The organism is bacterium (genome assembly GCA_035528375.1).
In the GTDB taxonomy this organism is placed as follows: Bacteria; RBG-13-66-14; RBG-13-66-14; order RBG-13-66-14; family RBG-13-66-14; genus RBG-13-66-14.
The window spans coordinates 1-11526 of the sequence record DATKYS010000072.1 but is presented as its reverse complement, the minus strand read 5'-3'; the positions used below and the strand labels follow the sequence as shown (position 1 = coordinate 11526).

12 protein-coding genes are annotated in these 11526 nt (G+C 65.5%); 8 read left to right on the top strand and 4 right to left on the bottom strand.

Annotation, left to right across the window (positions count from 1 at the left end; all coding sequences use genetic code 11):
• Positions 1-352: 352 nt before the first annotated feature.
• The 4 genes from VM054_05250 to VM054_05235 form a co-directional block, all read right to left on the bottom strand.
• Positions 353-970, bottom strand: a complete 618-nt coding sequence (locus tag VM054_05250) for a hypothetical protein (GenBank protein HUT98468.1) — start codon at positions 968-970, stop codon at positions 353-355.
• Complete coding sequence (gene eno / locus VM054_05245) at positions 970-2265, bottom strand: phosphopyruvate hydratase (GenBank protein HUT98467.1); 1296 nt, start codon at positions 2263-2265, stop codon at positions 970-972. Before eno ends, VM054_05250 begins: the two co-directional genes overlap by 1 nt.
• A gap of 27 nt (positions 2266-2292) precedes the next feature.
• Positions 2293-3351, bottom strand: coding sequence for a Glu/Leu/Phe/Val dehydrogenase dimerization domain-containing protein (locus tag VM054_05240; protein HUT98466.1), 1059 nt, complete (start codon positions 3349-3351; stop codon positions 2293-2295).
• Positions 3352-3441: 90 nt separating this feature from the next.
• Positions 3442-3903, bottom strand: coding sequence for a dCMP deaminase family protein (locus VM054_05235; GenBank protein ID HUT98465.1), 462 nt, complete (start codon positions 3901-3903; stop codon positions 3442-3444).
• 478 nt (positions 3904-4381) lie between these two features.
• On the opposite strand from VM054_05235, the gene VM054_05230 reads away from it, so the two are divergent.
• From VM054_05230 to VM054_05195, 8 genes are all read left to right on the top strand, one after another.
• Positions 4382-5872 carry a UDP-N-acetylmuramoyl-L-alanyl-D-glutamate--2,6-diaminopimelate ligase gene (locus VM054_05230; protein HUT98464.1) on the top strand — a complete coding sequence of 497 codons (1491 nt, stop codon included), beginning with the start codon at positions 4382-4384 and terminating at the stop codon, positions 5870-5872.
• On the top strand, positions 5865-6623 hold the full coding sequence (locus VM054_05225) for a hypothetical protein (protein ID HUT98463.1): 759 nt from the start codon (positions 5865-5867) through the stop codon (positions 6621-6623). The genes VM054_05230 and VM054_05225 overlap by 8 nt, the downstream gene beginning before the upstream one ends.
• Entirely contained in the window at positions 6623-8011 is a 1389-nt protein-coding gene (gene der, locus VM054_05220; GenBank protein ID HUT98462.1) for a ribosome biogenesis GTPase Der, read from the top strand. Before VM054_05225 ends, der begins: the two co-directional genes overlap by 1 nt.
• Positions 8008-8646 (top strand): glycerol-3-phosphate acyltransferase, encoded by a 639-nt coding sequence (locus tag VM054_05215; GenBank protein ID HUT98461.1) that lies wholly within the window; start codon positions 8008-8010, stop codon positions 8644-8646. Before der ends, VM054_05215 begins: the two co-directional genes overlap by 4 nt.
• Before the next feature lie 9 nt (positions 8647-8655).
• Positions 8656-8973 (top strand): MerR family transcriptional regulator, encoded by a 318-nt coding sequence (locus tag VM054_05210; protein ID HUT98460.1) that lies wholly within the window; start codon positions 8656-8658, stop codon positions 8971-8973.
• Positions 8974-8975: 2 nt separating this feature from the next.
• Positions 8976-9428, top strand: a complete 453-nt coding sequence (locus VM054_05205; protein HUT98459.1) for a PTS sugar transporter subunit IIA — start codon at positions 8976-8978, stop codon at positions 9426-9428.
• Between the two features lie 101 nt (positions 9429-9529).
• Complete coding sequence (locus VM054_05200; GenBank protein HUT98458.1) at positions 9530-11155, top strand: ATPase, T2SS/T4P/T4SS family; 1626 nt, start codon at positions 9530-9532, stop codon at positions 11153-11155.
• A 57-nt stretch (positions 11156-11212) separates the two neighbouring features.
• Positions 11213-11509 (top strand): hypothetical protein, encoded by a 297-nt coding sequence (locus VM054_05195; protein ID HUT98457.1) that lies wholly within the window; start codon positions 11213-11215, stop codon positions 11507-11509.
• Positions 11510-11526: the final 17 nt, after the last annotated feature.

Genomic DNA, 11526 nt, shown 5'->3' with positions numbered 1-11526 from the left:
CCACGGTCGCCCGCTGGCCGACCTGAACGGCGCGCCGTCGGTCGGCCCCTACGTCATCACAACCCGCGAGACGCGGGCTGGGGTGAGGGCCGCCTTATCCACCCTCTCCCTCATAGGGAGAGGGTTGGGGTGAGGGTCGAAGCAAAAACAGCGGGAATAGGAATCCCCGCTCTACATTCGTAGCCCATAACGGTGAATGACCGCGGGCGGGTGTAGACACCCGCCCCTACGGGCAAGGCGTTAATCGTGCGTTAACCTCGTAGGGGCCGATCTTTAGGTCGGCCCGAAAAACGGGCGGGGTGCAGAGCCCCCGCCTTACACATCCACAAAGGCCGACTACCCAATCATCCCTTCAATCGAGCAATTCGAGGAAGGTGTAGTGGTAGTACGTCTCGTAAACGATGTCGCCCGAATCGTCCTCGTAGGCCGAGCCGAAGACCTCGACGCGGATTCTGTACTCGCCGCCCTGCACGAGGGTCCACTCCTCGTAGGTCGCCTCGGGGAAATCGTAGAAATTCCAGTCCACGAAGCGCATGTGCTCGGGCTCTTCGCCCCGGGCGAAGGTTTTTACGTACTGGGGGGCGAAGCCCCGCTTGGCCTGCCCCACCTCGATCAGCTTGCCGCCCATTTCCACGTAGAGCGTGTTTTTTGAAATCTGGGTCGTGATGTGGTGGCTGACGTCGGGCTCCTCCCAGGCCGCCTCGTACCACCAGTAGGCGCAGGGCTTCTGCGTCAGGGGTGCGTTGAGCTCCTCGGCGCTCCACACACGCGCGACGAGGAAGTCCTTCCCGTCGAAGCGCATGACCTCCCCGCCCTCCCGCGTCCCGAAACCCCCGACGGCCGACGGGGGGAGTCGTTCCAGGTCGGGCATGGGCGTCCACCCGGCCTCCTCGGAGCCGCTGGCGCAACCGGCCAGGAGTAGCACGACCAGCAGTGGAACCGCGTAGATTGCGTCCAGTACCGTGTTCATCACCCTCCGTTCTTGCCGACGTCGGCGTTGAACGCATCCATGCCGGCGTACTCCGAGGTCTCCAGCGCCTCCTCTATCCGCAGGAGCTCGTTGTACTTGACCAGGCGCTCGCCGCGGTTGGGGGCCCCGGCCTTGATCATGCCGCAGTTGGTGGCCACGGCCAGGTGGGCGATGGCGGAGTCCTCCGTTTCCCCGGAGCGGTGGCTGACGACGCAGGTCATCTCTGAGCGGAAGGCGGTGCGCATCGTGAGGAGCGTTTCGCTCACCGTGCCTATCTGGTTGAACTTGATAAGTATCGAGTTGGAGGCCTTGCGCCTGATCCCCTCCCGCAATTTGTCCACGTCGGTGACGTAGATGTCGTCGCCCACGATCTGGATACGGTCGCCCAGCAGGCGTGTGAGCTCGATGAAGCCCTCCCAGTCGTTCTCGGCCAGGCCGTCCTCGATGCAGATGAGCGGGTAGATGTCGGCCCACTCGCAGTAGATTTTGATGAGGCCGGCGGAGTCGAAGGTCTTGCCCACGGCCTCCAGACGGTAATTACCGTCCTTATAGAAGCTGTTGGCGGCGGCGTCTATGGCAATCCATACGTCGCCCCCCGGTTTATATCCGGCGAGATCTATGGCCTCGATGAGCTTTTCGAAGGCCTCGGCGTTGGACTTGAGGTTGGGGGCGTAGCCGCCCTCGTTGCCCACGTCCGTGGTGTGCCCCTGCTTCTTGAGCACCCGGGCCAGGGCGTGGAAAATTTCCGAGCCGGCCCGCAGCGCCTCGCGGAAGCTGGGGAAGCCCGTGGGGCAGATCATGAACTCCTGTATGTCCACATTGTTGTCGGCGTGGACACCCCCGTTGAGGATGTTGAACATGGGCACGGGCATGACGTGGGCCGCGGCACCGCCCAGGTAGCGGTACAACGGTATGTCGTAGTGCTGGGCCGCCGCCTTGGCCACGGCGATGCTGGCCCCCAGGATGGCGTTGGCCCCCAGGCGGCCCTTGTTCGGAGTGCCGTCCAGCTCGATCAGCGCCCGGTCTATGTTCTCCTGGTCCAGGGGGTTCATCCCCACCAGGAGCTCGCGTATCTCCGTGTTCACATTCTTCACGGCGTTGAGAACGCCCAGGCCGCGGTAGCGCGACTTGTCTCCGTCGCGCAGCTCGACGGCCTCGTGCTCGCCGGTGCTGGCCCCCGAGGGGACCGTGGCCCGACCGATCTTCTCCCCGTTGGTCAGGACCTCGACTTCCACGGTGGGGTTGCTCCGGGAGTCGAGAACTTCGCGGCCAACGACCGCAGCTATCTTACACATCTGGTGATTCTCCCCGTTGTTTGTGCCCTAGCACATGATTGACTTGGTCTTTCCGATGCGGGCTATCTTCTCGCGCGCCATCTCCTGGGCGGCGAAGAGCGGTGGAACGCCCATCTGTCTGGCGCGGGCGAAGACCTTGGAAAGGTTCAGGTATATCTGGCGCGTCGCCCGTTTGACCTCCTCGAGGTCGGCCATGCCGCCCGGGCGGTTCATCATCAGGACGTCGCCGGCGTTTATCACGAATTCCGGCGCGAGGAGGATTCCCCGCTCCTCGAGACGCAGCGCCAAGGAGGCGTCGGAGAGGACGTTGAAGGCGGCGCCGGCCACGATCTTGCACCGCAGGCGCTCCACCGTGTCGGCGTCTATCACTCCCCCAACGGCGCAGGGGCTGAAGATGTCGCACGGCAAGTCGTAAATCTCGTCCGTCCGGACCATCTCCACGTCGGGGTGGAGGTCCTGAATCGCCTTCAGGGGGTCGTACTTCAGGTCGGAAATGTAGAGCTTTGCGCCCATCTGGACGAGGATCGAAGCCAGGGCGCTGCCCACGCCCCCCACGCCCTGGATGACGACGGTCCGGTCCTGCACGCTGGAGCTGTTGAAAACGGTGTTCAGGCAGGCGGTGATGCCGTAGAACACCCCCCAGGCCGCCCCCACATCCGAGGGGACCTCGTGGGGGGAACTGGCGATGACGTGGGGCGTCTCGATGCCCACCGAGCGCATGTCGTCGTCGTCGGTGCCCAGGTCGGAGAAGGTGACGATGCGGCCGCCGATGCCGTTCAGGAAGCGACCGAAGGCGCGCAGAACAGCCTCGTCCTCTTTTATCTCCGGCTCTCCCCAGATGACGGTCATCCCCCCGCCGGCGTCGTAGTTGGCCAGCGCCGCCTGATAGGTCATACTCTCCGCCAGACGGAGCGTGTCGGCCACGGCGTCGTCCTCGGTGGGGTAATTCCGGATTCGGCATCCGCCCAGCGCCGGCCCCAAAGTCGTGTTGTGGATGGCGATCAGGGCGCGCAGCTTGGTCGGGCGGTGCTGGCAGAAGATGAGCTGCTCGTGGCCGCCCTCGACCAGTTTTTCGAAAATCCCCACCCCAGGCCCTCCTCATCCCGTGTCAGAGGCAAGGGGTTTAAACCCCTCGTCCTCTCAACAGCGTTATCCCAAAGTGCGCCGCCGATCGCTCTACTCCCCCAGGCAGATGACCTCCAACAAACCCAGGTTCCGGGCCTCCTCGATCAGGTAACGGGCCAGTTCGTCGGGGTAGCCCTCGGCGTAGACCACCCTCCTCACGCCCGCGTTCAACAGGATTTTCGTGCAGATGCTGCAGGGGTGGATCGTCACGTAGATGGTGGAATCCTTGGTGGATACACCGACCAGGGCGGCCTGGGCGATGGCGTTCTGCTCGGCGTGCGTCCCCCGGCAGATTTCGTGGCGCTCGCCGGACGGCACACCCAGTTGTTCCCGGTAGCAGCCGCCCAACTCCGCGCAGTGCTTCAACCCCCGGGGAGCGCCGTTGTAGCCCGTCGCCAGTATGGTCCTGTCGCGGACCAGCACCGCCCCGACCCTGCGCCGCAGGCAGGTCGAGCGCGTGGACACCAGCCCGGCGATCTGCATGAAGTACTCGTCCCAGGACGGCCTGCCCATCGTGCTCCCTCGGAAGGCGCATTGTACCAGAGGACCGGGGCGCGGGCAAGGCGTTCTTGTCCGCCCGGTCGCGGTGCGCGTGACCGCAGGTACGATGCGCGACGGACATGCTTAGTGGCGGATTTTCACATATACACGCTGCAATATTGACCGCTTTTCACCCGGATGTAGGGCGGCCCCTCTGCGGGCCGCCTCTTCCGTTGCAAATCCCGCCCTTCACCCTAAACCTCTCCCCAGAAGGGAGAGGAAATTGGCCTACCTAAAGGTCGGCCCCTACGAGAGTGATGCACGATTCACACCTTACCCGTAGGGGAGGGTCTCCTGACCCTCCCGTTTCTTTCTAAGGCAACCCTCACTCCCATCCCCGTAAGGCAATCCTTCTCCCACGGGGAGATGGAAACCGTTTCGCCCCACGACCGGGCTTGCCAGCCCGACGCTCCCGGTGATACCATGACATTCAAACGAATGGGGGAGCCCCATGCGCTTCAGCGCCCTCATCTCAAACGTACCGGCGGCGGTGCTCGTCCGGGGCGACACGGAAATAAAAAAAATCGCCTACGACTCCCGCCGGGTCGAGCCGGGGACCCTCTTCGTCGCCATGGGCGGTGTGGGTCACGACGCCCTGGCCTACCTGGGCAACGCCTTGGAACGCCGCGCCGCGGCGGTTTTAGCACCTGCGCCACCCCCGGCCGGGGTGATCGTGCCCTGGGCGACGAGCGAGGACCCGCGACTGGCCCTGGCTCAGATCGCCGCCCACTGGTTCGGCCGCCCGGCGGAAAAACTGCGCCTGGTCGGCGTCACCGGAACCAACGGCAAGACCACCAGCGCCCACATCATCGCGAGCATCCTGGGATCGGCGGGGCGGAAAGCGGCCCTGCTGGGGACGACGGGCTACTGGCTCGGCGACCGTTGGGAGGAAGCGGACTGGACGACGCCGGAGCCGCTCAAGCTCCACGGCCTCTTGCGGGAGGCGGTGGATTCGGGATTCCGGGACGTGGTGATGGAGGTGACCAGCCACGCTCTGGACCAGAGGCGGACTGACGGCCTGGTGTTCGCCGCGGCGGGCTTCACCAACGTCACCCGGGAGCACCTGGACTACCACCGGCGGCTGGAGGGCTACTACGCCACCAAGTGTCGTCTGTTCACTCAACTGGAGCCCGGGGCCGTCGCCCTGTTGAACGCCGACGACCCGCTGGTGGCCGGGACGCCCGTCCCCGGCGGCCGGCGCGTTCTGTACGGGCTCGGGGAAACCGCGGAGCTGCGCGCCGAGGGGATACGCTACGGCCGCCGCTCCCTGGCCTTCACCGCGGTCCAGGATTTTTGGAAATTGCCCATAGAAACCCCGCTGGTCGGCGAGTACGACGTTTACAACGCGCTCCTGGCCGTCGGGTTGGCCCGGGGGCTCGGGGTGGACGACGCGGCCATCGCCGGGGGCCTTAAAACGCTGCCCCAGATTCCGGGACGCTTCCACTTCCTCGAGGTGGGGTCGGACTACGACGTCGTGGTGGACTACGCCCACACGCCCGACGGCATCGCCAAGGCGCTCACCGCCGCCCGGCGCATCGCCGCGGGCCGGGTGATAATCGTCATCGGCTCCGCCGGGGAACGGGACGCCGCCAAACGACCGGACATGGGCCGCGTCGCCGGGGAGCTGGCCGACGTGGTCATCCTGACCACCGAGGATCCGCGCCGCGAGGATCCGGCGAAAATCGCGGAAAGCATAGCCTCCGGCGTCATTGACGGCTCCTGCGAGCTCTCGATCGTCCTCGACCGCCGGGAGGCGATACACCGGGCCCTCGCCCTGGCGCGGAAGGGCGACCTCGTCATCGTCGCCGGAAAGGGCGACGAGTACCGGCTGAAATTCGCCGACCACGTGGAGATCTCCAACGACATAGACCTCTGCCTGGAGTATTTCAGCCTCACTCGCGAGCAAGCCGGGGTGAAGGGCCCCCGTCCCGACGATGCTTGACCAGGACAACCGTTACTACCTGGCGCTGCGCCTGGCCCAGTCGCTCTCCGAGCGGCTCGGGGAGGACCTCCTCCTGTGCGGCCTCTACGGTTCGACCATGCGCGGAACCGACACCCCGTGGAGCGACCTCGAGCTCTTCTGCGTGGTGGACGACCTCTGCCCGCTGGAAACGGTAATCTTCCGCTACCACGGCATCCACGTGGTCGTGACGGTGAAGAGGCTGGAAGTGCTGGAACGGCTTCTCACCGAGCCGTCCAGCGAGTGGCCGGTCGTGATGGGGATTCTCTCCGTGCTGGAGCCGCTGGCCGGCGACGGCGACTGGGTGCCGAAGTGGCTCGAGCTGGGCGAATCGGTCCCTCCGGAAAGCTTCCGCGATTATCTGGTAAAAAAGCTGCCCGAACTGGTCTTCGAGTCCTACGGCCGCATCCGCTCCTGCGCCGTGCGGGAGGCCCCCGACGACCTCCACCCCGCGATCTGCGAATTTCTCCTGGAGATGAACCTCGTCCTGTGCCTCTTGAACCGCCGCTGGGTGACCCACGACTACTCCCGGGGGCTGGCCGACGCCGCCGGCTTCCCGCTCCTGCCCGCGGGGTACGCGGAGACGGCGCCCGCCCTGTGGCGCGCTCAAGATTTTGAAACCGTCGTGACACTGGCCGAAAAACTTTTCGACGCCTACCTCGCCCTGCTGGACGACCAGGGCCTACTGCCCCGGGATTTCACCGATCCCGCCGAGCTGGACGAGCTCCTCTGATGCCGCCCACCGTCGTCATCGTCGGCCGGACCAACGTGGGGAAGTCCACCCTGTTCAACCGCCTCATCGGGCGGCGGCTGGCCATCGTGGACGCCATACCCGGCGTGACGCGGGACCGGATGTACGCCGAGGCGCACTGGCCCTTCGGCCGGTTCGGGGTCGTGGATACCGGCGGCTGGGACCAGTCCGACCCCGAGATGCGCCAGCTCGTGGACGAGCAGCGTCGCATCGCCCTCGCCGAAGCCGATCTCGTCCTCTTCGTGGTGGACGTCATAGACGGCCTGTTGCCCGAAGATTCCGAGATAGCCGACGCACTCCGCCGGCTGGGCGCACCGCTCGTCGTCGTGGCCAACAAAGCCGACAACGAACGGCTGGAGACCGCCGCCGCCGATTTCTATTCACTGGGGCTCGACGCCGATGTCATCCCGCTCTCGGCAAAGGGCAAGCGGAACTTTAAAAAACTTCTGGAAGCCATCGAGGGCCGCGTGGGCGGTTTTCGGGAAGAGCCGGACGCCGGGCCTTTCCCCATCGCCATCGTCGGGCGGCCCAACTCGGGCAAGAGCTCACTGGTCAACGCCCTGGTCGGGGATAACCGCCTGATAACCTCGGAGGTCCCGGGGACCACCCGCGACGCCGTGGGGGTGCCTTTTAAATACGGCGGACAGGACTACCTCCTGGTGGACACCGCCGGGCTGCGAAAAAAGAAGAAGGTCCGCGGTGAGCTCCTCGAACGGCTCACCGTGGTGCGCGCCCTGGAGCACATCCGCCGCAGCCGCCTCGTGCTCATGCTGGTGGACGCCGTGCAGGGATTGGTGACCCAGGACGCGAAGATTCTGGGCTACGCGTTGGAAGAGGGCCGGGCGGCGATTCTGGTCTTCAACAAGTGCGACCTGGTGGAGCTGAACCGCACGGAAAGGCGACGGCTGACCGAGGACGCCCACGGGCTCCTGGGCTTCGCCGCCCACATCCCGGTGGCCTTCACCAGCGCCACCGAAGGGCTCGGCCTCAAGCTCCTGATGGACGAAATCGGCCGGGTGGCGGAGTCCTTCGGGCGGAAGATGCCCACGCCGGAGCTGAACCGCGTCGTACAGAAAGCCCAGGAGGACCACCCGCCGCCCCTTTATCGGGGAAAAGAGGTGAATCTGCTCTACGCCGTGCAGACCAACGCCGGGCCGCCCGGTTTCACCGTCTTCACCAACCGCGCGGCGGAGCTTCATTTCTCCTGGCGGCGCTTCCTGGAGAACCGGCTGCGCGAGGCCGGCGGCTGGGCGGGTGTGCCGCTCTTCGTCGAGTACAAAACGGAGAAGGGGCCCCGCCGGCGGAAGGGGGCTACCGACGCCGTCCGGAGCGTTTCCGGCGGCGCGTCGAACAAGCGGGGACGCCGTTGACCTTCACCCTGGGCCTTCTCGTCGCCGTCGTCTGGGGCTCCGTCCCCTGGAGCTGGCTCGTCGCCAGGCTCTGGCGGGGCATTGACCTGCGCGAAGAGGGGTCGAAGAACGTCGGAGCCACCAACGTCCTGCGCACCTGCGGAAAAGTCCCCGGGGTTCTGGCCTACATTCTGGACGGCGCCAAGGGTTTTGTCGGTGTCTATTTCCTCCCCCAACTCTTCCCCGTAACCTGGCTCGACCCCACCCTCTACGGCTGCGCGCTGATGCTGGCCGTCATGCTGGGGCACATCTTCACACCCTTCCTGGGCTTCCGGGGCGGCAAGGGTGCGATGGCCGGCGTCGGCGCGGCGGTGGCCCTTGACCCCTGGATCGGCCTCGTCACCCTGGGCCTCTTTTTAATCGTGGCCTTCGCCACCCGCATCGTCTCCGTGGCCACCATCTCCGCCTCGGTGGCCTACCCGGCGGTCATAACGGTCTTCGGCCTCACCGGGAACGGGATGAACTGGATTCTGTTCGGGTTTGGCGTTCTGGCGGCGGCTCTGGTAATATTCATGCACAGGAGCAACCTGAAGAGGCTGCGCGAGGGTCGGGAGAACGCCCCTTCGTCCGGTGGGGGGAAATCCCCGAAACCGTAAGGAGCCCCCTTGGAACGCTTCAGTCTGGGTCAGGTCGAACGGATGACCGGCGTGCCGGTGACCAAAGTCTCCTACTGGCTCTCGGAATTCCCCGAGCTGCGGGAGCTGGCCCTCGAGGAGGAGGACGAGGTCTTCCTCACCTACGAGGCCCTGGGGCTCGTCCTGCGCCTGGAGCTCCTGTTGGACGAGGTGGGGCTCACCATCGCCGGTGCGCGCCGTCAGCTCGCCCTGGACAAAGCGGGAACGCCCGACGGGGCGAAGCTCACGGAGAGGCTCCGGCACGTACGCGATGAGCTCTCACAGGTCAGGCAGATTCTGGAAGAGTAGCAGTGTCCGAGCTTCTGTTGAATTACCTCACCCTCGAGCGCATCCGTGTCCCCCTGGCGGCGGATACGAAGGAGGGGATAATCGCCGAGATGGCGGAGCTCCTCCGGGACGAGCTCCACGACGCCGCGACCATAGCGGAGGCCATCGGAGCCCGCGAGGAGTTGATAAGCACCGGAATCGGCCACGGGGTCGCCCTCCCCCACTGCCGGCTGGGAGAACTCGCAAAATCGCGGCTGGCCGTCGGCGTCACCTCGGTGAACGTGGACTGGCAGAGCATGGACGAACAGCCGGTGAGACTCGTCTTCGCCATCGCCGGTTCTGCGGGGAACCCCGCCGAGGTGGTCATCCTCCTCGGCGAAATCTCGCGGCTCCTCCACGCCCCGGCGCTCCGTGAGTGGCTCAAGGGCGCCGAGAACGCCCACGAGGTGTACGACATCCTGCGAACCCACGTGTAGGGGCTGAAAGCCCACGTGAACGGGGGTGAACCATCCGCAGCCTGGAACAGACCCTGGTCGAGTCCGGCGCGCTCTCCCAACAGGACCTGGAGCAGATCGTCGTGATTCAGACCCGGGAGGGCGTCAGCTTCATCGCCGCGGCACTGGAAAGCGGACTGATGGACGACCGCGAGCTGGCGGCGGCCGTATCGCGCCACCTCGGCCTGCCCTACGTGGACTTGACCGACGTCGAGATCGAGGCGGGGCTCCTGAAGAAGGTCCCCGCCGAAATCGCCCGACAGCACACCATCCTCCCCCTCCAACGCCGGGGGAACCGCCTGGCGCTGGCCATGGTGGACCCGGGGGACATGGTGGCCATTGACGCCGCCCGTTTCGCCACCGACTACGACGTCCAGCCCGTGTTGGCGTCGCGGGAGCAGTTGCTGGCCGCCATCGAGCGTTTCTACGGCCTCGAGCCGCCGAAGAAGAAAAAGGCGAAACCCAGGCCCGCCCCCGAGAAGGAGGAGCCAATCGTCGAGGCCCCCGAACCGCCGAAGACGACCGTCGCCGCGCCCACCTCCACCGACGAGGCGCCCATCGTCAACTTCGTCAACGACCTCATCGCCGACGCCCTCGCCCACAAGTCCTCGGACATCCACCTGGAGAGCTACGCCGACCGCTTCCGTATCCGCTACCGCGTGGACGGCATCCTCCACGAGGTCCTCTCCCCCGAGGCCAAGTACCGCGACGCCATCGTCAGCCGCCTGAAAATCATGGCCAACCTGGACATCGCCGAGCGGCGCATGCCCCAGGACGGGGCCATCCGCTTCGACGCCCGGGACGAGCCGATAGACATCCGCGTCTCCACCGCCCCCACCATCACCGGCGAGAAGGTGGCCCTGCGTCTCTTGCGCAAGTCCACCATAAACATCCCCCTGGAGGAGCTGGGCTTCACCAAGGAGCAGCTGGTCGTTTTCGAGCATGCCATCGGCGTGCAGAACGGCGTCATCCTCGTCACCGGCCCCACCGGCTCCGGCAAGACCACCACCCTCTACGCCGCCGTCAAGGTTTTGAACGACCCCTCCCGCAACATCATGACCGTGGAGGACCCGGTCGAGTACGAGCTGGACGGGGTGAACCAGGTCAACGCCAACGCGGAGATAGGGTTGAGCTTCGCCCGGGCGCTGCGGGGTTTCCTGCGCCAGGACCCCAACGTTATTCTGGTCGGCGAGGTCCGCGACATCGAGACGGCCAACATCTGCATCCAGGCCGCCTTGACCGGCCACCTGGTCTTCTCCACCGTCCACACCAACGACGCCGTCAGCACCATCAACCGTCTGGTCAACATGGGCGTGGAGCCGTTCATGCTGGCCGCCAGCCTCAACACGGTCATCGCCCAGCGCCTGCTCAGGCGCATCTGCCCCAACTGCAAGGAGCCGATAACCTACCCGCCGGAGCTTTTGGCAAAATTCGGCCTGAAACCTTCGGAGATGGAGGGGGTGGCCAGCTTCGTCGGCTCGGGCTGCGAGAACTGCCTCGGACTGGGCTACGCGGGGCAGGTGGGCATCTTCGAGATACTCATGATTGACGATGCACTCCGGACGATGATCGGCGAGCAGGCCGGCGAGCGGGCCATGCGCGAGTACGCCGTGGAGCAGGGGATGCAGACGCTGCGCCATTCGGCGGTACAGAAGTTCAAGCGCGGCCTGACCACACTGGAGGAAATCGAGCGTGTGCTGGGTGGCTGACCCAATGCACGACCCCGCTCATTTATGACGAGTATAAGACCGCTTAGAGGTGAAATAATGCGTATCTTGCTATGCTGCCTATTCTTAGCTCTTCTTCTCATAGCCTGTGACGGCGGGGGGGATAATACCGCTGACGACGCCTCCGCCGGGGGAACCGTCGCCGTCGAGACCTCGACCGGCGAGAAGGCGCTTCTCGAAGAACGCTGCACGGTTTGCCACACCCTGGACCGGGTTTTTTCCGAGAAGAGGAACGAGGCGGGCTGGAACGCCGTCCTGGACGACATGGTCGGCTACGGGGCCAAGTTAGACGACGCCGAGCGGACCCGTCTGGTCGCGTATCTCACATCTCTTTAAAAATTGTCCCAGATAAT

What these genes read in the sequence shown, in the direction of transcription:
- VM054_05250 (HUT98468.1), bottom strand. Translation starts at nt 970, where the DNA reads ATGAACACGGTACTGGACGCAATCTACGCGGTTCCACTGCTGGTCGTG.
- eno (HUT98467.1), bottom strand. Translation starts at nt 2,265, where the DNA reads ATGTGTAAGATAGCTGCGGTCGTTGGCCGCGAAGTTCTCGACTCCCGG.
- VM054_05235 (HUT98465.1), bottom strand. Translation starts at nt 3,903, where the DNA reads ATGGGCAGGCCGTCCTGGGACGAGTACTTCATGCAGATCGCCGGGCTG.
- VM054_05230 (HUT98464.1), top strand. Translation starts at nt 4,382, where the DNA reads ATGCGCTTCAGCGCCCTCATCTCAAACGTACCGGCGGCGGTGCTCGTC.
- VM054_05225 (HUT98463.1), top strand. Translation starts at nt 5,865, where the DNA reads ATGCTTGACCAGGACAACCGTTACTACCTGGCGCTGCGCCTGGCCCAG.
- der (HUT98462.1), top strand. Translation starts at nt 6,623, where the DNA reads ATGCCGCCCACCGTCGTCATCGTCGGCCGGACCAACGTGGGGAAGTCC.
- VM054_05195 (HUT98457.1), top strand. Translation starts at nt 11,213, where the DNA reads ATGCGTATCTTGCTATGCTGCCTATTCTTAGCTCTTCTTCTCATAGCC.